This is a genomic window from Pseudomonas marincola (assembly GCF_900116605.1).
GTDB lineage: Bacteria > Pseudomonadota > Gammaproteobacteria > Pseudomonadales > Pseudomonadaceae > Aquipseudomonas > Aquipseudomonas marincola.
Genome location: NZ_FPBC01000009.1, coordinates 73910 through 94403, shown reverse-complemented (window position 1 = coordinate 94403; position 20494 = coordinate 73910). Strand labels below are relative to the sequence as shown.

The following is a 20494-nucleotide window of genomic DNA, read 5'->3' as shown; positions in this document are numbered from 1 at the left end:
GATAGCATAGATGCCTACACGGCTTTGGGCGATTCAACCCTCAGCCTTTCTTCCCCCACAGTTGTTCCAGGCGGTCATCACGGCCGCAGCCGCTGCGGTAGTAGTTGTAGCGCAGGGGATTTTTGCTGTGGTAGTTCTGATGGTATTCCTCGGCCGGATAGAAGGTGGTGGCGGGAAGAATTTCGGTAACTACGGGTTGCTTGAATCGCCCCGATGCGTCCAGCGCTTCCTTGGAGGCAACTGCTAGTTCCTTCTCCTTCTCGTTGGCGTAGAAGATCGCACTGCGGTACTGGGTGCCATGGTCACAGAACTGAGCGTTGGCAGTGATCGGGTCAATGGTTGGCCAGAATGCTTCGAGCAACTTGGCGTAGCTGGTTTTGCGGGTGTCGTAGACCACTTGCACCGATTCAATGTGCCCGGTGCCGCCGGCTGAAACTTGCTCGTAGGTTGGGTTCTTCACCTCACCGCCGGTGTAGCCAGATGTGGTCGAGATAACGCCAGGCATCTTGTCGAAGTCGGACTCGGTGCACCAGAAGCAGCCGCCAGCAAACACGGCTTTGCCCTGAAACTCGGCAGGCGCGGCATTGGTCACGGGTTCAGCCGCTTGCTCGGCTTGTGAAGAGCCCGCGCCGCAAGCCATCAATACAGTGCTTAATGCAGCCCACAGCAGGGTGCCTGCGATGGGTTTGCAGCAATGCGTTAGCGACAGAGTCATGTTCAGCTCCTGAGTGGCGGTAAGGTTTCGCCCGCGACGATGAATTTCAGTGCCAGGCCGTTATTGCACCAGCGCTCGCCACGCGGCGGCGGTCCGTCATCGAATACGTGACCTTGATGACCTTCGCAGCGCGCGCAGTGATATTCGGTGCGCGGGAGTATCAATTTGAAGTCGCGTTTGGTGGCCATGTGGCCTGCTATCGGCTGGGTAAAGCTCGGCCAGCCGGTGCCGCTGTCGAATTTGTTGCTGCTCTCAAACAGCGGCAAATAGCAGGCAGCGCAGATATATGTGCCCTCACGCTCTTCATGGTTCAGCGGGCTGCTGCCGGGGCGTTCGGTGTTTTCCTCAAACAGCACATCGTAGGCTTCGGCAGAAACCTGCTCGCGCCATTGTTCATGGTCTTTATCGAGCATTTTCACGGTAGGCGTTCTGGCCGGATCGGCCTCAGCCGCCTGCGCGAAATTGCCGAGCAGGGACACAGCGGGCAGTAGCGCAATGGATTGGATCAGTGCACGTCGCTTCATGACTGCAGTCTCATTGAGGGCTTGGTTAATAGACGATACTTTTGGGTAAATGTTACAGGCCGTTGATGCCGAGAATTTATGATTATCAAGGCGTAAATGCACAACTAGCCGTGATTTTAGCGTTCGACGGCGCGGGCATAGGCTCAATCTAACCGCCGCAAGAGATGAGCTGCGCTGCATCTCGCCTCAGGTGGAAAGCAGGGCGTTGTGGTTAGCGGTAGCGCAGGGCGATGAGTGACTTGGTGCGCTGGTAGCGACTTAACCGCTCGGCCAGTTCCACAGGGAGATCGGCTGCTGGGGTGAAGTGTAAACGGGCATAAAAATCGGCCAGCGCCGGGGCGCAGAATAACCAGACGGGTGCATCAACCTCGGCCAAAGCGCGATCCAGCAAGTGGCTGGCGATTCCCTGATTGCGCCGGGTTGCTGCGACCAGCAGGCTGGTCAGCCAGAAGCCGTCGGCGACCGCGCGTAAACACAGCGCGCCAACAATCTCGTCGCTCTCGGCGACCCAGACCTGATTAGCTTGTTTGGTGCGCATGGGCGAGCGCTGGGCGCGATAGAATTTGTCGGCCAGAGGCGTTAATGCGGCGGGTAGGCAACGAATGCGCGGCGGGTTCATGCGCGGATATTACCTGTGCGAGCCTTTGCCCGCACAGGTAAACAGGCTTATTGATTCGGGGAGTGATTACCCAGCAGTGTGGTGCCGGAATGGCGCTGCTTTTTGGCCAGGCGTTTTTCGTGTGCGGTTTTCAGCGGCTTTTTCTTCGCCTGCTTTTTCGCATCGAGACTTTTACTCATGATACTCACCTCGGCAATTCAAATGGTTGAATAGTGGCTCGGTGTTGCCATGCAGTCGTGCGGCATCTGCACCTCCTGATTTGCATGAGGATCACTGTTCAGTCTAGGCCACTGCCGGCTTGAGTGTTGGGGGCTTTCAGCAGATTTCAGCCATTGCTCTTGCAGATATGCCGCTCTGCGCTGATTTCGGGCAGGTCTTCGCGACTGAGATACACCCGTAAGGGTTCAGTGATGTTGATCCGGTCGTCGAGGTGCAAGTCGAGGAGCATTTGCAGGCGCTCGCGCTTGAGCTGCATAACCCCACCGGTAAGCGCTTGCCAGACAAACTCATGGGTTGGGGTGATGCTGTCGTCCGGGATGTCCATGCCGAAGGCATCTTCGCTGAACCGTACGATATAGGCTGAGGTTTTGCGGTTGAAACCGACAAAACCCTGCAGTTGATCCGCTGCCGCGCAAATGCTGCTCGATGTGATGCTCATTGTCATGCCTCGCCATTAGCCGAAAGGGTGTCTGCTGCCGCGCAGCAGCAAGCGCACAAGGCTAAGGCGTCGGCGCGCCAGTGATATTGCTCCGGATCAATAGGCTGCGCCGGCGAGGTTCATTAGTGCGTTTCAGGCTTTGCCAGCCAGAGCCTCTGCGGCTTGGGTTGCACCCATGCGTTGAGCGACTTGCAGGGCGGTTGTCCCGCTGTCGTCGGCTCTCAGCGGATTGGCGCCGCGGCTAATCAGCAGTTCAATGGCCGGGATGTTGTTGAACATGGCGGCCATCATCAAGGCCGTTTTGCCGTCGCTGGTCGGGCTCTCAACATCGGCGCCGTGGTCGAGCAGCAGCGTCATCATCGCCATGTCGGCTTTGAAAATCACCCCGGCAAGTGGCGACTGACCATTGAGGTTGCGCTGCTCCGGATCTGCCTGATGATTGAGCAACAGCTGCGCAGTTTCCAAGTGGCCGTGATAACAGGCCAGCATCAGCAGGCTGTCACCTTTGTGGTTGCGCAAGTTGACGGGTAGGCCCTGAGCCAGCATCTCGGCCAGCGTTTGCGTTTCACCGTGGCGGGCGAGATCGAATACCCGCTCGGCGAATGCCAGGGTCTGGTCATCCAGTTCGGCTGCGTTATCGGTGTTGGCGGCGTCGTTGTTCATGTGCGTTCCCTCAAGTTGATGCGTTGAGGATAACGCGCAATGCGGCCGGTGGTTAATTGGCTTTATCCATCGCCCCGATGCACAGAGGCATTGGCAAGGTTGCGCGGCTAGCTGCGTGATTCGCCGCGTGTGGCGCTATCACGCAGTGCATCGAGTTCGCGGCTGGTTCTGCTCATGCGGTGCTGCGGGTTCTCGATGGCCCGGCGCAGCTTTTCATACTCTTCATAAGGCAGGCCGCTGCGGCTGAGCATTTCCAGCGCAAACTCTTTGATTTCGGCATCGGTATAGGCGCGCTCGACCTTTTGTGGCTGAGACGAACAACCAGCAAGCAACACGGTTAATGCCAGCAAGGCGATAGTCACGATACGTTTCATTGGGCACCCAGGCGTCAATAGCTTCTTTTAGTGCGCTTAGCGTATTGAGAAACCGTGGGCGGCAGAAATCATTAGCCATGATAGTGATTATCGTCAGGCCGATGCTGCAGATTCAGGGGGGAATGTCGCGTGGCCCCAAGGTTTGGGGCCACGTTGAAGTGCGGCGACGCGTCTTAGTTGCTTTCAGTCGCGTAGGCGTTCATTTCACTGAATGATGGGCTGTTCATGCCCACCTGAACGGACATCAGCGGTGAGTTGTTCAGCCAAATGTTGTCGATGACAATGGCTTTGCCGGTGTCTTCGTTGTCGGCGGCAACCAACAGGTAGTAGGTGCCGTCTTCAGGGGCTTCGCCTTCCCAGCCCAAAGACACTGAACCGACTTCGCTGGCGGCGCGCGAGGGCTTGCCCGCAATCACAATGCCGTAAGCATCCATCAGCATGGCTCTTGGTTTGAGCGCATACTTGCTCACGCCAAGGCAGTCATCAAGGCAGCTTGATCTGACGTTGAGGTTGTAGTGTTCGCCCTGTTTGAGCTTGATCGAGAAAACCCGGTAATTCGAGATTGAGCTGCCGAAGTCCATGCGCGGTTGCTCTTCGCCAATTTTCCAGATGGAGTCGGTTGCATCGGTATGCAGCGGCAGCGGGATCACATCGGCGTTGTGGATGGCTTCGATATTGCTTTTGGCAATCGGGTTGCTGCCGTCGACAAGCCGTTGCGGATGGTCGTTATGGGCAGGGCTGCTGCAGGCGCCGACCAGCAGGCACGCGGCAATGAGGATGACGTTACGCAAGGTAGAACTCCTTTTGAGCATACGTCCATGTATGCATGCCAGCCTTGCTGCACGGTGAAATTACCGTGCAGGCCAGCAGCGCTTAGCGCAGGAACACGCACTGATGATTACAACCTAGTCCCCATCCTGTTGGGTATGCGCCGACAGGATGATCGGGAAGTACGGGTTACTGCGCCGTATTAGGGGTGTTTGCAGTGATCAGACCGCTAAACCGACGTAAACGTTCTGTACGTCGTCGTGGCCGTCGAGGGCTTCAAGAAACGCTTCAACTTCTTCCAGCTCCGTGCCGCTGACCGTGACCGGATTCTTGGCGCGGTAGCCGAGCACCGCCGAGTTCACGGTGAAGCCAAATTCAGGCAGGGCTTTGCACACAGTGTCCATGTCGGTTGGGTCTGTCATGAACAGAGTGGCGCCTTCTTCGGCATCTTCGAAGTCCTGAGCACCGGCTTCGATGGCTGCCAATTCGGCATCAGCGTCGTCGGATGCTGGCGAGGCTTCGACCAGGCCCAGATAGTCAAAATCCCAGGCCACGGAGCCGGATGCGCCAAGCTGGCCTTTACGGAACAGTACGCGGATTTCGGCAACGGTGCGGTTTACGTTGTCGGTCAGGCATTCGACGATGACCGGCACGCGATGCGGTGCAAAACCTTCGTAGGTGGTTTTTTCGTAGCTGATGGTGTCACCCAGCAGACCCGCGCCTTTCTTGATCGCACGTTCGAGCGTTTCCTTGGGCATCGAGGCTTTCTTGGCCTGATGGATCGCCAGACGCAGCTTGGGGTTGGTGTCCGGGTCAGCGCCGTTACGCGCAGCAATCATGATCTCTTTGACCAGACGCCCGAAAATTTTTCCCCTGGCATTCGCCGCGGCTTCTTTAGGCTTGGCTTTCCACTGTGCACCCATGGCTGATTCTCTTGCTCTAAATGAATGAAGATTAGGCGCGGCCGGTAACCTCAAGGCTCAGGGCGGAGGCTGTAATACGCGCGCGCGACGAAAACGCGTATTTTAATCCCTTCGGCCGCCGATGGCACTCTAAAAGCGCGGCAAATTATGGATTACTAGTCTTTGTCAACGCGGCGGACCGGTTGATTTTGTCCGCACAAACGGCGCGAAAGCCCGCTATTCCGCGGGTTTGCGCCGGCCAGCGCGCTGGCTCATTCGGCTTGTGGCAGGGTCATGGCCATAGCCGCGCCAATGGCGCCGAGCACTGAAAGCAGCAAGATGATTTCACTCACATCGAGCACTGCGCCGAGTGCGCCCAGAAAGCCCATCAGCAGCAGAATCAGGCCTATCAGGGTGTTGCTGACGGCGACGTAATCGGTGCGTTTGTTGCCTTCGGCCAAGTCCACAACGTAGGTCTTGCGGCCAATGCGCACACCCTGATGGGCGATGCTGAGCATGAAGTACAGCGCTGGCAGTACCCAGCTTACAGCCAGCCAGTCGCTGTGCAGGGTTTGCAACAGATAAACAGCCAGGCCCAGTGCTGAGGTCATCAGCGCCGCGATGATCATTACTTGCCGGCTCGAGACATCGGCAAAACGCCCCCAAATCGGCGCCGAAAACAAGCTCGCAGCGCCGCTGGCGAGCATGAACAGTCCCAACAGCGAGGCGGCGGTGCCGATATTTTTTTGCCCCAGAACCACGTAGTAGGGCGCGCTCAGTGCCGAACAGAGCAACAGTGAACGGGTGATTACAAAACGCCGGAAGGGTTTGTCGTCGCGCATAATCGACAAGCGCTGGATGGCTTCGCGCAAGGCATTACCACCGCCTTCCGTTGCCCCTGGCTGCTCCTTTATCTGTGCATAAAACAGCGCAGCAATAATCCAAAGCAAGCCTGCACCACCGATGAACAGGGCGTACATCAGCGTGGTCGGCTGGCTTTCGCCGCTGAGCAGCAATACGCCAGCCACGCCAACCGTGACCAAACCTGCGGCACTGGCCGACCAGCCATTGACCTGGCCACGGCGGGTTTTCGGGATGGTCTTGCCAATCACATCTTTTGAGGCGACCGAGCACAGGCCGCGCGCCAGGCTGAACAGAGTGATCAGGGCAATAATCGACCACCCAGCGGCACTGCCTTCGAGCTGCCATGCCACCAGACCAATGCTGCTTATCGCGGCCGCCTGAATCAAGCTCCCCGCGACCCAGATCCACTTGCGCACTTGCACCCGGCGAATGTAGCTGGCAATCAACAGTTGCGGGATCAGTGAGCCGGATTCGCGAATCGGTACCAGAAAACCGATCAGGTACAGCGGTGCATTGATGCTTTGCATCACCCAGGGCAAAACCACCTTGGGGCTGGCAAGCGCGTCACCGAGTTTGGAGAAAAAGTGGCTGATCACCATCAGCAAAAAATTTGCCGGAAGGTTGCTGCATTGGCTCTCGCTGATCTCGCTGCAAACGCGCGCGTCTTCTTCGTTGACCAGCTTGGAGTAGATGTCTTCGCTTACTGTGGACTTGTTCATTGGCAGCCTGTTGCCCGTCATTTGCCTGCAAGGCTGCCGGTTTTCTGCTGGTGGGGTCAATCAGAGTCTGGTCTCGGTGGCTGATTTCACTGGATGCTGGAGGCCAGCTCGAAAATCGGGATGTACATGAGAATCACGATCACGCCGATGATCAGGCCGATAAATGTCATCAGAATCGGCTCGAACAAGCGCACGAACCACTCGATCCAGCGGCCCGTTTCCTCGTCATAAAAGTTCGCGGTTCGCTCCATCATTTCCCCGAGATTGCCCGACTGCTCGCCCGCGCGAAGCATGCGAATGGAAACCGGTGTAGACAACTGATTGCTCTCGAAAGCACTCGACAACGAATGCCCCTCACGGATTTGTTCGCTGGCGTGGTCGAGCCTGACCTTTGAACTGACGCCGAGCAAACCGCGCACCATGGCCATTGCCGTGAGGATCGGAATCCCGCCTTGCAGCAGTATTCCCAGCGAGCGGTAAAAGCGCGCCAGCTCATAAATGAAGATGCGATTGCGGATTGTCGGTACTCGCTCAATCAGGCGACTGAGCGCTAGTCGTACACGGTCCTGACGCAGTAAGAAAACGCTCAGTAGCAAAAGCGCCAATGAAGCACTGATCAACGCGCTTTGATGCTCGTGCAAAAACTGCCCGGACCTGAGCAGCACTTGCGAAAGCCAGGGCATGTTGCTGCCGACACTTTCGAACACCAGGCTGAAGCGCGGCACCACATAGCCGATCAAAAACAGTAAAACCCCGCAGCCGACAATGAACAGCAGGGCCGGATAAATCGATGCGCTGATCACCTTCTGCCGAACCTCATCCATGCGGCTGCGATAAGACACATAGCGGCCTAATGCTTCACCCACCGCGCCGGTTTTCTCGCTGGACTGAACCAGCGCGACGTACAAGGATGGGAAAACCTCGGGAAACTGGGCGAGTGCCTGCGACAGTGACTTGCCCTCATAAAGCAGGCGCACCAGATCATTCAGAATGCGCCGTGCCTGTGGCGCCGATTCCTTCTCGGCCAGGCTTTCCAGCGCATCGATCAAGGCCAGTCCCGCATTGAGCAGCGTCGTCAGCTCCTGACTGAACAACAGCAAGGAAAAACTCTCTCGCGGTTTAAGGCCGGGCAGGCGCAGGCGTTGTTCGCCGCGCACGGCGAGAACCTTGATGCCTTGCTCCTCCGCCAGCCTGCGTGCATCCAGCAGGCTGGGCGCCTCGAAGACTTGCGAGATGATGGTCGCTTGCTTGCCGACACCTTTAACCAGAATGCGCATGGTCGTCGCCTGCTATTGCCAGCTGGTTATTTCAGCGTTATCACCATCGCCGCCGGGCTGGCCATCCTTGCCCATTGAGAGCAGGTCGAACTCACCATTTTCGCCGGGCGAGCGGTATACGTAATCCCGGCCCCAGGGATCTTGCGGGATGCCTTTGTGCAAGTAAGGTCCGGCCCATTTCGGCTCGTCGCTGGGGGCAACATTGAGCGCTGCCAGGCCTTGTTCAGTCGTGGGGTAGTGGCCGGTTTCAAGCCGGTAAATATCCAGCGCCTTGCCCAGCCCTTCGATTTGCGTCTTGGCTACCTTGACCTCGGAACGCCCCAGCTGGCTGAAGTATTTAGGCGCCACAATGCCGGCAAGCAGCCCGAGAACCACCAACACCACCAGCAGTTCCAGCAGCGTGAAACCCTGGGTGCGAGCAGGCCGGAAATTAGTATCCCGTTTCATCATTGCGATCTCCCTTTACCCATTGAAGTTGGGTGCATGTGCAAACGCTTTTGTGCAGCTATGCAAGAGGCGTGCAAGCGTATTGGTTTGCGGTCGTGTGCAACCATTTCGGCACGTGCTTTGCGTGTAGCGTCGCTGCAAGTGAGCAATCGCGGCCTGTGGGGCGCGCTGCTTATGGCTCGCAACGGAGGGTGAAATATGAGCATTGCCGGCTGGTTTGCAGGGTTCGTGCTGTGGGTTGGTATCAGCATTCAAGGGGCGCAGGCAGACGTCTACATGGTCACCGACAAGGACGGCAGCATTACCCTGACCAACATCTATAAAGCCAATTCGAACTACCAGCGGGTGGCCCGCGAACCCAAGATCGAGTTGGCTAAACCGGCGGCCCCAGCCGCCACCGCCATGCGCGCCAGCGGTGAGCAATACAACGCCTTAGTGAGCGCTGCAGCCAGTGAGAATCAGCTGCCTGAGGCCTTGATTCATGCGGTTATCAGCGCCGAGTCGAACTACGATCCCAACGCACTTTCACGCCAGGGCGCTGCGGGCTTGATGCAGCTAATGCCGGGGACTGCACGTGACATGGGCGTCGCCGATGTATGGGATCCGGCCGCCAATATTCGCGGTGGCGCACGCTATCTGAAGAGCCTGATGAGCCTGTTCAATGACGATATGTCGCTGGCGCTGGCTGCTTACAATGCCGGCCCCGGCGCTGTGCTCAAACGCGGCGGCGTGATCCCGCCGTACCCGGAAACCCAGCGGTACGTGCCCACCGTTCTCGAACGTTTTCAGCGATTGCAGGCGGCGGTCACAGCCGCGCCGATGTAAGCCTTGCTCTGCCCGCATGTGGGCGATTTTCCCCAGATCCGGGGAGGCGCCATTTCTGCTCATTAATACTTTTTAATTAATCACCACGCCATGGATTGTTCCTGCTTTTCAGCCAGCACAACTGGGGTTTTGGGGGTGAGTGCTGGGGCAAATCCCCCAAGACACCTGATGTTTGTTTCCAAGTATATGAAAAATAAAGGTTTTTTTATTGGCACAGGGATTGCTGAACGGTTGTAGGCCAATTGGCGACGATGAACCGATCTTGAGGTCAGCCAAGATGAAACGGATATTTTCGAGTAAGTCCCAACACAATGGCAGCAGTCTGGGTCGTAGCCGCTCATCCTTTACGTTCAGCCATCCGCTGCTGGCTATCGCGCTGGCAGTGGGTGTTGGCGGGCTCGAACAGGCGGCTCAGGCTGCAATCAGCTGTGAGCGCAATCTGGTCGCCAACATCGTCGCCATCGACCAGCCGTTAATGTTCAACCGTCTCGGTGCACAAAATATCAACGGCATGATGTTCGCGTTGCGCAGCGATGTCGTCGATGCCAATCAGGTGCCGCTCACACAGGGCGGCATGGTCGTACCGGGCGAGGTGACCCTGCGTCCGGATAAACGCCCACGGCCTCTGGTATTGCGGGTGGCGGCCGGTGATTGCATCACGATCAATCTGCAGAATCTGCTGACGGCTCATTCCAATCCGCGCAGCGACGGCGAATTTGACGGGCCAGAAGAGGAAGAAAACGAAGCCAACGAGGCGGAGTTCGACCCGCTCAATCCAATGAAAATTGACGATCAGGTAGCGGATCGTCACGTTGGTTTTCAGGTTAACGGCCTGCAGCCGGTCAATTCAATCGACGACACCTCAACCAACGTGGGGCGCAACCAGAGCTCGCTGATTGCGCCAGGAGGCAGCCGCTCCTACACCCTTTACGCACAACATGAAGGTGCGTTTGTGGCCACCAGCCAAGGGGCAACTTTCGGCGGTGAAGCCTCGTCCGGTAACAATGCCAATGGTTTGTTTGCCCAGGTCGTGGTCGTACCTAAAGGCGGTCGCACTTACCGCAACGTGGTGACCGAAGAAGAGCTGCGTCTGGCCACTACCGGACGTACTCCAGCCGGCCAGCCAATCGTCGATTATCAGGCACGCTTTCCAATGGGCGAGCCCTGGGCCAGTGAGGGCAAGGCCGGGCGTCCGGTGTTGGCGATGATTGATAACAACGAGATCATTTCATCCGACGCCGATGCGATTGTGCTGGGGCCAAATGCAGACGGCAGCTTCCCGGCTGCGACCTATCCGCTGGAAAGCATCGGCAAGCGCAATCCGGCCCTGCCTAACCGGCTGGAACCGTTCCGCGACTTTGCCAGCGCTTTCCACGATGAAGCCGCCGCCGCGCAGGCGTTTCCCGGTTACTGGGCCGATCCGGTGTTCCAGCACGTGCTGGAGCCGACCCGCGACAGTTTCATGATCAACTACGGTTCGGGCGGCATGGGCGCGGAGGTTGTGGCTAACCGCCTGGGTGTCGGGCCGATGCATGACTGCTTGTCCTGCGCCTATGAGGAGTTCTTCCTCAGCGCGCATACCGTGGGCGATGTCGCCATGCTGGTGGATGTGCCGGCCAACGTCGGTCTGGAAAATATTCGTCCCGGTGAAATCCCTCCGCCAGAAGCCACTGGCATCAAGGCAAACATGGCGCTGTATCCGGCCGAACCTTCAAATGTAAGCCACAGCTACACCGGCGATTTCGTTAAATTCCGCAACACCCATGTTGGCTCCGAGCAGCATATTTTCCACCTGCACGGGCATCAGTGGCTGTTCAACCCGAATGATGATGACTCCGATTACATCGACGCTCAGGGCCTTGGCTCTGGTTCCGGTTATACCTACGAAATCGCCAACGGCGGCTCTGGCAACCGTAATCGGGTGGCAGGTGATGCCATCTATCATTGCCACTTCTACCCGCACTTTGCTCAAGGCATGTGGGCGATGTGGCGCATTCACGACGTGCTTGAAGAAGGCACCGTGCTCGACGTTTCGGCCCAGGGCGAGAATGGCTACCACAGTGAACCTTTCGCCTTGCGCAGTGGCTTGCCAGCCGCAGGATCACGGGCGCTGCCAGACGGAGAGATAATCGCCGGTACACCGATTCCGGCCGTTGTACCGCTGCCCGGTAAAGCCATGCCGCCCATGCCGGGCAAAGTGGCTGTGGTGCCGAAAGTCAGCGAGCGTTTGCTGGCCGAAACGGATGATGACGAGGAGCATGAAGGCGATGACGACAACGTCGCGCACAGCCAGATTATCGGCTCAGTGGCGCTGGTTGATCGCAGCCCGGCTAACTACAACGCCGATGGCAATCTGAAAAACCCGGGCTTCCCATTCTGGATTGCCGGTATGGAAAGCACCGTAGGCCAGCGGCCGCCAACCCCGCCACTGGACATGCTCGACGCGACGCTGGCGCAACAGCTGCGCGACACCGGTAACGCCCTGTGGAGCAATCTCGACCCGGCTCAATCCGGCGGTTGGGATGGTGGCTTGCCGCGCCATTCGCTGGAAGGTGAAGCCGCTGGCGGGGAGGCCACAGTGGTCACCAATGCGCTGGATTTCTCGAAAACCATCACCCGCGCCAAGCCGGTTTTCTATCCGGAGCAGGGCACTGATGTCGAGCAGGCTGCGATGGCTTATCACGCCAAGCCCAGCCACCCGAGCTTTGCCGTAATGGCCGATATGCAAGTCGTGCCCAAGGTGTTTAAAACCAATGGCTCGCTGCCTGTGGCCGGCGCGCCTTACTACGAGCCGTGCATTGACGATAATCAGAAACGGCTGACTGCCGCTAACGGCATTGGCCAGTTCAACAGTGGTGAGCGGCTCGATGGCATGAGCTTTACCGGCGGCTCGACCTTTACTGCCGACAAGCCGCGGCTCTACAAAGCAGCCAATATCCAGTTCGATGCGGTGTTCAACAAGGTCGGCTATCACTTCCCGCAAACTCGCATGCTGGCGCTCTGGGAAGATGCCTGGGGCGTGATCAACAAGCAGCGTCCGCCTGAGCCGTTCGTGATGCGCATGAACACCTTTGACTGCACCATGTATCAGCAGACCAACCTGATTCCCGGCACCTATGAGCTTGATGATTATCAGGTGCGCACCCCGACTGATGTGATCGGCCAACATATCCACCTGCCAAAGTGGGACCTTACCGCTGCCGATGGTTCAGCCAATGGCTGGAACTATGAAGACGGCTTGCTGGCCCCGTCCAGTGTGGTTGAGCGTATTGAAGCCATCCGTGAGTTCAATGCCTGCCACGCCGGTGATCCGCGCGACGGCAGCGCGGATTGCCCGATTGCCAAGGCGCACCCGTTCTTCGGCCAGTACAACCGGCCCGACTGGATCGGTGCGCGCACGGCCATGCAGCGCTGGTTCGCCGATCCGGTGGTCAACGTGCATAACGTCGATCGCGGTCTGGGCAATATCTTTACCCACGACCACCTTGGCCCATCGACTCACCAGCAGGTCGGCCTTTACGCCACCGTGCTCACTGAACCCGCAGGTTCGAACTGGTATCACGCTGAAACTGGCCAGCCGTTGTATGCCGCTGGTCGTCAGGATGGCGGGCCGACTTCATGGCAAGCGGTGATCGCCACCAACGATGTCAATGGCGACGGTTCGAACGACTCCTTCCGTGAGTTCTTCCTGGAATACAGCGACTTCCAGCATGCCTATGAAGCCGGGGTTTATGTGGGCGCCGGGCCTGATGGCGTGCCCAATCCGGGCAGTTATCCGGCCACCGCAGATACCTTCCGCTACGCCATCAACCCGCCTGCACGGGGAGTTGCCAGCACGGAGTTGGAGCAGACTGTCGAGTTGCCTGGCGGTGTGAGTCCGGGTTGCCCAAGCCGGCCTTGCCCGCAAGCCATTTCGGTGGATGATCCGGGAATCTTCGTGGTCAATTACCGCAACGAGCCGGTGGCTCTGCGGGTTTACGACCCGAACCGGATGGCGCCGGATGGCAAACCTGGCATGCAGGCTGCCGGGCTGGGAGGCGACCTTGCGTACGCCTTGCAAACCCGTACCGACCGCGCCATTGCCGCCATGAACATGGCGCCGAGCGCCATCACCAGCGCAGTGGGCCCGACTGGCGGAACCACACTGTTCCCGCCGCATATCAACAAGGCGGGCGACCTGCCGGGTGATCCGTTTACACCGCTGCTGCGCACCTATTCGGGCGACAACGTGCGGCTGCGGGTGCACGCCGGTGGCCACGAAGAGGAGCACAACGTGACCCTGCATGGCGTCAAGTGGCTGCACACCGGGACCGGTTATGGCAGCAGTTCCAACTCGGGATGGCGCGCCTCGCAAATGGTCGGTATCTCCGAGCAGATGGGCTTTGCTGCGCCGGTTTCACTTAGCTCGGGATCGGCCAGTGCGACAGGTGATTACCTGTACTCGATGGACGCCTCGATTGAAGGTTACTGGAACGGCATGTGGGGCGTGATGCGCAACTACAGTGAGCCGCGTACGGATCTGTTTGCCCTGCCGAACAATCCGCATCCGGTGTCGGCGCGCAACACCTCTTCATTTGACGGCATTTGCCCGCGCTACACCCCGAATCCGAATGGAGTGGGGCAGCGGCCTACCGTCAAGCGCGAGTATGAGATTGTCGCGGCGCTGGCCAACGACATCCTCAAGAATCCGCTGAACCTGAGCATCGATGATCCGCAAGGCGCTGGCATGCATGTCGGTGGCGCACTCAAACCCAACGGCGGCACGCTGGTGTACAACCCCCGTGAGGTGAGCATTGCGCAAGTCACGGTGATCAGCGAGGAAGATGGCACAATCTCGACCATTGGCGGCCAGAGCGGGCCGCTGCATGACCCGACCGCGATCATGTATGTGCGCAAGGATGACCTGAACAAAAACGGCAAGCTGAAAAACAACGTGCCAATCGAGCCGATCGTATTGCGCGCCGCGGCGGGCGAGTGCATCAGCGTGATCCTTGAAAACCGCTTGCCGGTGGACATGCCAGACTTGCCGCAAACCGCAATCATGGCGGGCGTGGTCAAGCGTGACCGCAACAGCTCGAACGGCGCGACCACGTTCAGCAATAACCTGATCAAGCCTTCGAGCCACGTTGGCATCCACGCACAACTGCTGAGCTACGACATCACCCGTTCCGACGGCGCCAATGTCGGGATCAACCCGGTGCAGACCGTGGCGCCGAGAACCTCGAACGCGGCAGAGTACCCGACTAAAACCTATCAGTTTTACGCCGGGCACCTTGAGCGGGAAGGGCGGCCACTGGTTCGCCTCGGCCGTGCGGTCGATAACATCAACGCCACGCCAATCGAGTTTGGCGGGCTGGCCATCACTCCGGCAGACCCGATCAAACAGGGCCAGAAAGGCCTCGGCGGCGCCATGAGCATCGTGCCGCAGGGCGCCACCTGGACAGAAGACCCGGGCATGCGCGCTGCTGCAACGGTGAAACCACTGGAGGGCTCGTCTTACCGCGACTTTGCGCTGGTCTGGCAGAAATCGCTGAATCCGCGCTGGGCCAGCGGCCGGCCGCTGGAAAATATCGCGTCGGAAGGCTTTGGTGTCGGCGGCGACCCGCAGGATAACTCGGGCATGGCCATCAACTACCAGACCGAGCCGCTGTGGTATCGGCTGCAATTGCCGCCCAACGCACCGTTTGGCCGCGCCAATGGCGGTGGCTGGGGCGACACGCTGAATGCGCACATGGCTTACAGCAATGCGCTGGTGGGCAGCGATCCGGTCACTCCGATTCTGCGGGTAAAACCGGGCCAGCCATTCCGCACCCACGTGGTGCTGCCAACCGGTGGCAGCCGCGGCAGTATTTTCCAGCTCACCGGGCATGACTGGGCACGTTCGCCGTTCCAGTCGGAATACCGCGATGAGTACGGCTACCCCACCAAATACCCGGGCGTGGGTTCCGTGCGCTTTGGCTGGAACCCGGAAAGCACCTTTATCGGCGCCCAGGAAAGCGTATTGCCGGCCGCGCATTTCAGCATGCTGTTCCCGAGTGCCGGCGGCGGTAACGCGATCCCGGGTGACTACCTGTATCGCGACTATGCAGGGCAGGGCAATGCCAATGGGTTGTGGGGCATTTTGCGGGTCAGCGATGAACCCGATCAAACCCCGGCTCCCTGAGCAAGGCATGCAGCGCTGGAGCCTTCTTGCGGAGGCTCCAGCTGGGGATTGGCAGGACCAAGGAGTGCAGTAGCCGTGGACAATATAAGAAAAGCCTCATGCATGCTGCTGGTCGTGTTTGCCATCGCTGGCGGCGCGGCTTACATCAGCGAAGCGCGCGCCGCCTCACAAGCGGACGCGGCGCCGAAAGATGACCTTAAGGCGCCAGCTGCCGAGGCCAATCGGATTGAACGGGATGGCGTCGTCGTCACCTTCAATCTGCAACCGGTCAGCCCCGGCATGGGTCTGATCGAGGGCGCGTTGGCAGATGTGCAATTTCGCATCAGCGATGTCGCCTCCGGACAACCGTTATCCGCCATAGCGCCAGGCGCGTGGTTGGATCAGGGTCAGGCCGGCATTTCAGCCGAAGGCCAGAAGATGCAGTGCAAGTCGCGCATTGGCCTGTATTTGAAAGGCGTGCTCAATGCCAAGCCGCTGATGGACCTGAATAGCTATTACCTGATGGTGCTGAACAAGGATGCCAGCATCACGGTGATCGACCCGAATACCTCGCTGGGCGGAATAACCAGCACCATGGCGGTGATCATGCTGAAAAAGCCGGCCATGGACTGGGCCGTAAGCAGTGACGACAAGCGCTTGTTCGTGAGCATGCCGAGTGCCGGTGAAGTGGCAATCGTCGACACCGAAAAGTTTCAGGTGGAGGCCAGCGTACCGGCGGGCGTGGAGCCGTTTCGGGTGGCGCTGCAACCTGACGAGCGCTATCTCTGGGTCGGCAATAACAGTGCCGATGAGGCCAGCAGCGGGGTCACGGTGATTGATATGCAGACCCGCAAAATCGCCCTGAGTCTGGCCACCGGTAAAGGCCATCACGAGATCGCTTTCAGTGAAGATTCGCGCCACGCCTTTGTCAGCAACCGCCAATCGGGCACCGTCAGTGTGATCGACATCGCCAGCCTGAAACTGCTCGCCACGCTCGAAACGGGCCCTGCACCGCTGGCGCTGAGCTATTCGCCGCTGTCACAAGCGGTGTATGTGACCGACGGCAAGCAAGGTGAAATCACCGTGATTGATGCCAAGAGCCTGAAAGTGCGCACAGTCATCGAGGTTGGTCAGGGCATCGGGCCTCTGCAATTCAGTCAGGAGGGGCGCTACGGTTTTGTCCTCAACACCATGCAGGACCGCGCCGTGGTGATTGATGCCGCAAGCGATAAGGTCATGCACTCGCTTGAGGTTGTCGCCGAGCCTTATCAACTGGTGTTCACCAAGGCTTACGCCTATATCCGCGGGCTGGCAACTTCACGGGTGAGCATGGTCAATCTGTCGAGCTTGGGTGAGGGCCAGAAACCGATTCTGCAAAGCTTCGAGGCAGGTCCTTCAGCGCCCAAGCTGGCCGGTGATTTGCCCTTGGCTGAAAGCATGGGGCAGGGCCAGGACGACAATGCCGTGTTTGTGGTGAACCCCATCGACAACACCACCTATTTCTACATGGAAGGCATGAATGCGCCCATGTTTGGCTACCTCAATCGCGGCCACAGTGCGCGCGCGGTGACAGTGGTTGACCGCAGCCTGCGTGAGGTTGAGCCGGGCCTCTACAGCACACGCATCAAGCTGCCGGCATCCGGGCCACTGGATATTGCTTTGATGATCAATCAGCCCGAACTGACTCACTGTTTCACCACCGACGTGCAACCCAATCCGCAGCTTCAGCAAGCCTACGCCAAGGCGCGCATCGAGTACCTGAAACAGAGCCCGGTCATTACGCTTGGCGACCCGGCGGTTGCGCGTTTCAGGGTCACTCAGGGCCGGGACAACAGCCCGCGCACCGGCGTCACCGACCTGCGCGTGCGTTACTTCATGGCGCCTTCGTCGCAGTCGCATGAGGTTGTCGCAACCGAGTTGGGTGATGGCGTTTATGAAGCGCCGTTGGCAATCAGTAAGGCCGGCGTCTACTTCGTGCATGTCGGCTCCGACTCTTTGCACCTGCCTTTCGGCGCACAGGCTTACAGCAGCCTGCGCGTGCAAGCCGTTAAACCGCAGTCCACTGCAAGTAATTGATCAGAGCTGGATGAGGATAGAACCATGCAAGGGTTTCTCACAGGTTTTACTGCAAGTCTGTTGGCGCTGGCGCTGCACGCTGCACCGGCGTTTGCGCACAGCATGGATGAGCACGCCGGGCATGATATGGACGGTCATGCTGAGCACATGGCGGCGCAAAAGGCAGCCGTTAAACAAGAGAGTGCCAGCGTGACTTTCGCTGACGTGCCGCTGCTTAACCAGAACGGCGAGACCGTGCACCTCGAACAGGATCTGGTGGCGGACAAGATCGTGCTCATGGGCTTTATCTACACCAGTTGCACAACAGTGTGCCCGGTCGTTTCAGCGATCATGAAAAAAACCGAAAAGCAGCTGCAAGCCAACGGTGGTCCCGAGGTGCAGCTGGTCTCGATCAGCGTTGATCCGTTGCGCGATACGCCGGAGCAACTGCGCCGTTATGCGCAAAATTACAGTGCCGGGGATAACTGGAGCTGGCTAACCGGCAAGCCTCAGTCGATCACCGACACGCTCAAGCAATTAGGCGCCTGGTCGCCTGATCTGAAGGAGCATCCGGCGCTGATCATGGTGGGCGATGGCCGCACCGGTAAATGGACGCGTTTCTACGGCTTTGCCGACCCTAATACGCTGGCCGCAAAAATTCAGGAAATCCAGCTCAGTCGCGTCGAGTACGAAGCCCAGCACATCGCGGGCAACAGTGGAGTGCAACCATGAGAAACGCATTGCTGCTGGCACTAGGGCTGGCCTTGGCCAGTGGTCTGGCGCTGGCTCACGAAGACCATGAAAACCACGCCCAGGGCGCGGCCGAGAACAAGACTCCAGCCGTGCAGGGGGTGAAAGTCAGCGGCACGCATGATGCGCAAACCTACTTCACCGATACCGTCCTGCTTAATCAGCATGGCGAGGAAGTACGGTTTTACAGCGATGTGATGAAAGACCGTATTGTCATGCTCAACGTGATCTTCACCCACTGCGAAGACGCCTGCCCGCTGATTACCCGCAAGCTCAGGGAAGTGCGCGAGGCCATGGGCGAAGAGAAGGCCAGCAAAATCACCTTCATCTCGCTCACCAGTGACCCGCAGCGTGACACCCCCGAAGTGCTCGCCGAGTACGCCCGCAAGCAAGGGGCTGATTCACTGAACTGGGTTTTCCTTACCGGCACGCAGGCCAATATGGACTTGGTGCTCAAGCGCCTCGGTCATTTCATCGAGAGCCCAGAGCAGCATTCGACACAACTGATTGTGGGCGATGTGGCGCACAAGCAATGGAGCAAGATCCGCCCGGACGCACCAGTTGATGCAATCGCCCAGCGCTTGCAGTTGCTCTCGATGCCGATTGCCGGGCGTTAGACAAGGAGCCTGCCGTGGGCAAATTTATCGGGCTGCTTTGCAGCCTTTGGCTCACCAGTTCTCTGGCCGTGGCACTGGAGCTGACTGAGCGCGAGGCTGCCGGTCAACAACTCTTTACCCAGGGCATAAGCGCGGGGGGCGGTGAGGTCATCGCGAGGGTTGGCGCCTCCGGTGCGCAGGTTCCGGCAGCGGTTGTGCCTTGCGCCAATTGTCACGGTGCAGATGGACGCGGGCGGCCGGAAGGCGGCGTGCGGCCGCCAGATATTACCTGGCGTCGACTGACCATGGGCTTTTCCACGTTAGCCAGTAATGGCCGCACTCACCCGGCCTATACAGATGCATCGTTGGCGCGGGCCGTCAGCGAGGGGATTGATCCGGGGGGCAATAAGCTCGACCCGGCGATGCCACGGTTCATCATGTCGATGCGCGACATGAGTAATCTCACCGCCTACCTCAAACGTCTCGAAGAGCAACGCGATCCCGGCGTGCAGAGTGATGTGCTGCGCATCGGCACGCTGCTGCCGCAGCAAGGCCCGTTAGCCGAACTGGGCAAGGTTGTCGGCGAGGTGCTTGAAGGTGCTGTGAATCAGGTTAATCAGGCCGGCGGTATCCACGGCCGCCAGTTGCAACTGCTGGTGGCCGACGCGGGCAGCGACCGGCAGAGCGCAGAGCGTGGCCTGCGCTCATTGCTTGAGGATGATCAGGTGTTTGCCTTGTTATCGCCCTTGGCTCCCGCACTGGATGGGCATTATGCCGAGTTGCTGGAACCCACGGGGGTGCCGCTGATTGGGCCGCTGGAGTTGAAAACCGAAGGGCCGAAAAGCCGTTTGATCTTTGCGCCCCTGCCCGGCGTGGTCGAGCAGTTGCAGGCGCTGGGCAAGTTTGCCAGCCAGTCGCTCACCCCCGCGCCTGGCACTGTATTGATTGTTTATGAGCAACAACCGTCCCAGCAACAGCTGGCGCAACGGTTACAGCAGCGCTTGCAGCATGATGGCTGGCCCAACGTGCAGTTACAGGCCTACCAAACCGAGCGACTCAGTGACACGGCAGCGCAGTTGGCGGATGCCAGCACGGTGTTCTTCCTAGGGTTATCGAACACCTTCAGCGAGCTATCAGCGCGGCTTAATCAGGCCGAGCGCCACCCTTATCTGTTGGCAGTTTCCGCGCAGGTGGCGGGCGGGGCTTTGGGGGTCGCCGAAGGCTTTAATCAGCGGGTGTTTCTGGCGTATCCCTTTGTGCCATCGGACTGGACGCCAGAAGGGCTAAAGGCGCTTGAAGCGATTCGCGAGCAAAGCGGTCTGGGCAATCAGCATGGCGCGCTGCAAGTCAGTGCCTACTGTGCCGCGTTGCTGCTCAGCGAGGGGCTCAAGCGCGCTGGGCGCGATGCCAGCCGGGAAAAGCTGGTGAGCGCGCTGGAAAACCTGCACAACTTTCGCACCGGCCTCACGCCCCAGTTGAGCTTCGGGCCTGGCCAGCGAGTGGGTGCCTCGGGCGCTCATATCGTCATGGTCGACAGCCTGGCGCAACGGTTTCAGGCGTTAGGGCAGTACATCTCGGTTGATTCGGATTTTTAGA

At 59.0% G+C, this 20494-nt stretch carries 18 protein-coding genes; 6 read left to right on the top strand and 12 right to left on the bottom strand.

Translation table 11 applies throughout. From position 1 onward, the window contains the following. Window positions 1–40: 40 nt before the first annotated feature. The 12 genes from msrA to gspG form a co-directional block, all read right to left on the bottom strand. On the bottom strand, window positions 41–715 hold the full coding sequence (gene msrA, locus BM395_RS15385) for a peptide-methionine (S)-S-oxide reductase MsrA (protein ID WP_197737971.1): 675 nt from the start codon (window positions 713–715) through the stop codon (window positions 41–43). A 2-nt stretch (window positions 716–717) separates the two neighbouring features. Beyond that, window positions 718–1239, bottom strand: coding sequence for a peptide-methionine (R)-S-oxide reductase MsrB (gene msrB, locus BM395_RS15380; protein ID WP_090513377.1), 522 nt, complete (start codon window positions 1237–1239; stop codon window positions 718–720). 211 nt (window positions 1240–1450) lie between these two features. Then, entirely contained in the window at window positions 1451–1858 is a 408-nt protein-coding gene (locus BM395_RS15375) for a GNAT family N-acetyltransferase (protein WP_090513374.1), read from the bottom strand. Window positions 1859–1905: 47 nt separating this feature from the next. Beyond that, window positions 1906–2037: a hypothetical protein gene (locus BM395_RS23745; protein WP_256547038.1), complete on the bottom strand. Its 132-nt coding sequence runs from the start codon at window positions 2035–2037 to the stop codon at window positions 1906–1908. Window positions 2038–2183: 146 nt separating this feature from the next. After that, a complete protein-coding gene (locus tag BM395_RS15370; RefSeq protein ID WP_090513371.1) occupies window positions 2184–2516 on the bottom strand; it encodes a DUF2025 family protein in 333 nt (110 codons plus the stop codon). Window positions 2517–2648: 132 nt separating this feature from the next. After that, complete coding sequence (locus BM395_RS15365) at window positions 2649–3179, bottom strand: ankyrin repeat domain-containing protein (RefSeq protein ID WP_090513369.1); 531 nt, start codon at window positions 3177–3179, stop codon at window positions 2649–2651. Window positions 3180–3286: 107 nt separating this feature from the next. Further along, a complete protein-coding gene (locus tag BM395_RS15360; protein WP_090513366.1) occupies window positions 3287–3553 on the bottom strand; it encodes a hypothetical protein in 267 nt (88 codons plus the stop codon). A 173-nt stretch (window positions 3554–3726) separates the two neighbouring features. Further along, a complete protein-coding gene (locus BM395_RS15355; RefSeq protein WP_090513364.1) occupies window positions 3727–4344 on the bottom strand; it encodes a hypothetical protein in 618 nt (205 codons plus the stop codon). A gap of 198 nt (window positions 4345–4542) precedes the next feature. Next, entirely contained in the window at window positions 4543–5244 is a 702-nt protein-coding gene (locus BM395_RS15350) for a YebC/PmpR family DNA-binding transcriptional regulator (protein ID WP_090513361.1), read from the bottom strand. A gap of 251 nt (window positions 5245–5495) precedes the next feature. Then, window positions 5496–6806 carry an MFS transporter gene (locus BM395_RS15345; RefSeq protein WP_090513359.1) on the bottom strand — a complete coding sequence of 437 codons (1311 nt, stop codon included), beginning with the start codon at window positions 6804–6806 and terminating at the stop codon, window positions 5496–5498. Between the two features lie 86 nt (window positions 6807–6892). Further along, the gene (locus BM395_RS15340) at window positions 6893–8083 is read right to left on the bottom strand and encodes a type II secretion system F family protein (protein ID WP_090513356.1); all 1191 of its coding nucleotides are present in this window, start codon (window positions 8081–8083) and stop codon (window positions 6893–6895) included. A 12-nt stretch (window positions 8084–8095) separates the two neighbouring features. Next, complete coding sequence (gene gspG / locus BM395_RS15335) at window positions 8096–8530, bottom strand: type II secretion system major pseudopilin GspG (RefSeq protein ID WP_090513589.1); 435 nt, start codon at window positions 8528–8530, stop codon at window positions 8096–8098. 198 nt (window positions 8531–8728) lie between these two features. On the opposite strand from gspG, the gene BM395_RS15330 reads away from it, so the two are divergent. From BM395_RS15330 to BM395_RS15305, 6 genes are all read left to right on the top strand, one after another. After that, entirely contained in the window at window positions 8729–9355 is a 627-nt protein-coding gene (locus BM395_RS15330; RefSeq protein ID WP_090513354.1) for a lytic transglycosylase domain-containing protein, read from the top strand. A 277-nt stretch (window positions 9356–9632) separates the two neighbouring features. Continuing rightward, entirely contained in the window at window positions 9633–15518 is a 5886-nt protein-coding gene (gene mnxG, locus BM395_RS15325; protein ID WP_244528991.1) for a manganese-oxidizing multicopper oxidase MnxG, read from the top strand. Window positions 15519–15620: 102 nt separating this feature from the next. Beyond that, on the top strand, window positions 15621–17573 hold the full coding sequence (locus tag BM395_RS15320; RefSeq protein WP_090513351.1) for a YncE family protein: 1953 nt from the start codon (window positions 15621–15623) through the stop codon (window positions 17571–17573). Between the two features lie 24 nt (window positions 17574–17597). After that, window positions 17598–18284, top strand: coding sequence for an SCO family protein (locus BM395_RS15315; protein WP_170860608.1), 687 nt, complete (start codon window positions 17598–17600; stop codon window positions 18282–18284). After that, complete coding sequence (locus BM395_RS15310; protein ID WP_090513348.1) at window positions 18281–18919, top strand: SCO family protein; 639 nt, start codon at window positions 18281–18283, stop codon at window positions 18917–18919. The genes BM395_RS15315 and BM395_RS15310 overlap by 4 nt, the downstream gene beginning before the upstream one ends. Before the next feature lie 14 nt (window positions 18920–18933). Continuing rightward, window positions 18934–20493: a cytochrome c/ABC transporter substrate-binding protein gene (locus BM395_RS15305; RefSeq protein WP_090513346.1), complete on the top strand. Its 1560-nt coding sequence runs from the start codon at window positions 18934–18936 to the stop codon at window positions 20491–20493. Window position 20494 lies beyond the last annotated feature (1 nt).

What these genes read in the sequence shown, in the direction of transcription:
- BM395_RS15375 (WP_090513374.1), bottom strand. Translation starts at nt 1,858, where the DNA reads ATGAACCCGCCGCGCATTCGTTGCCTACCCGCCGCATTAACGCCTCTG.
- BM395_RS15315 (WP_170860608.1), top strand. Translation starts at nt 17,598, where the DNA reads ATGCAAGGGTTTCTCACAGGTTTTACTGCAAGTCTGTTGGCGCTGGCG.
- gspG (WP_090513589.1), bottom strand. Translation starts at nt 8,530, where the DNA reads ATGAAACGGGATACTAATTTCCGGCCTGCTCGCACCCAGGGTTTCACG.
- BM395_RS15330 (WP_090513354.1), top strand. Translation starts at nt 8,729, where the DNA reads ATGAGCATTGCCGGCTGGTTTGCAGGGTTCGTGCTGTGGGTTGGTATC.
- BM395_RS15340 (WP_090513356.1), bottom strand. Translation starts at nt 8,083, where the DNA reads ATGCGCATTCTGGTTAAAGGTGTCGGCAAGCAAGCGACCATCATCTCG.
- BM395_RS15310 (WP_090513348.1), top strand. Translation starts at nt 18,281, where the DNA reads ATGAGAAACGCATTGCTGCTGGCACTAGGGCTGGCCTTGGCCAGTGGT.
- msrA (WP_197737971.1), bottom strand. Translation starts at nt 715, where the DNA reads ATGACTCTGTCGCTAACGCATTGCTGCAAACCCATCGCAGGCACCCTG.
- BM395_RS15370 (WP_090513371.1), bottom strand. Translation starts at nt 2,516, where the DNA reads ATGAGCATCACATCGAGCAGCATTTGCGCGGCAGCGGATCAACTGCAG.
- BM395_RS15360 (WP_090513366.1), bottom strand. Translation starts at nt 3,553, where the DNA reads ATGAAACGTATCGTGACTATCGCCTTGCTGGCATTAACCGTGTTGCTT.
- BM395_RS15320 (WP_090513351.1), top strand. Translation starts at nt 15,621, where the DNA reads ATGCTGCTGGTCGTGTTTGCCATCGCTGGCGGCGCGGCTTACATCAGC.
- BM395_RS15365 (WP_090513369.1), bottom strand. Translation starts at nt 3,179, where the DNA reads ATGAACAACGACGCCGCCAACACCGATAACGCAGCCGAACTGGATGAC.
- mnxG (WP_244528991.1), top strand. Translation starts at nt 9,633, where the DNA reads ATGAAACGGATATTTTCGAGTAAGTCCCAACACAATGGCAGCAGTCTG.
- BM395_RS15350 (WP_090513361.1), bottom strand. Translation starts at nt 5,244, where the DNA reads ATGGGTGCACAGTGGAAAGCCAAGCCTAAAGAAGCCGCGGCGAATGCC.
- BM395_RS15345 (WP_090513359.1), bottom strand. Translation starts at nt 6,806, where the DNA reads ATGAACAAGTCCACAGTAAGCGAAGACATCTACTCCAAGCTGGTCAAC.
- BM395_RS23745 (WP_256547038.1), bottom strand. Translation starts at nt 2,037, where the DNA reads ATGAGTAAAAGTCTCGATGCGAAAAAGCAGGCGAAGAAAAAGCCGCTG.
- msrB (WP_090513377.1), bottom strand. Translation starts at nt 1,239, where the DNA reads ATGAAGCGACGTGCACTGATCCAATCCATTGCGCTACTGCCCGCTGTG.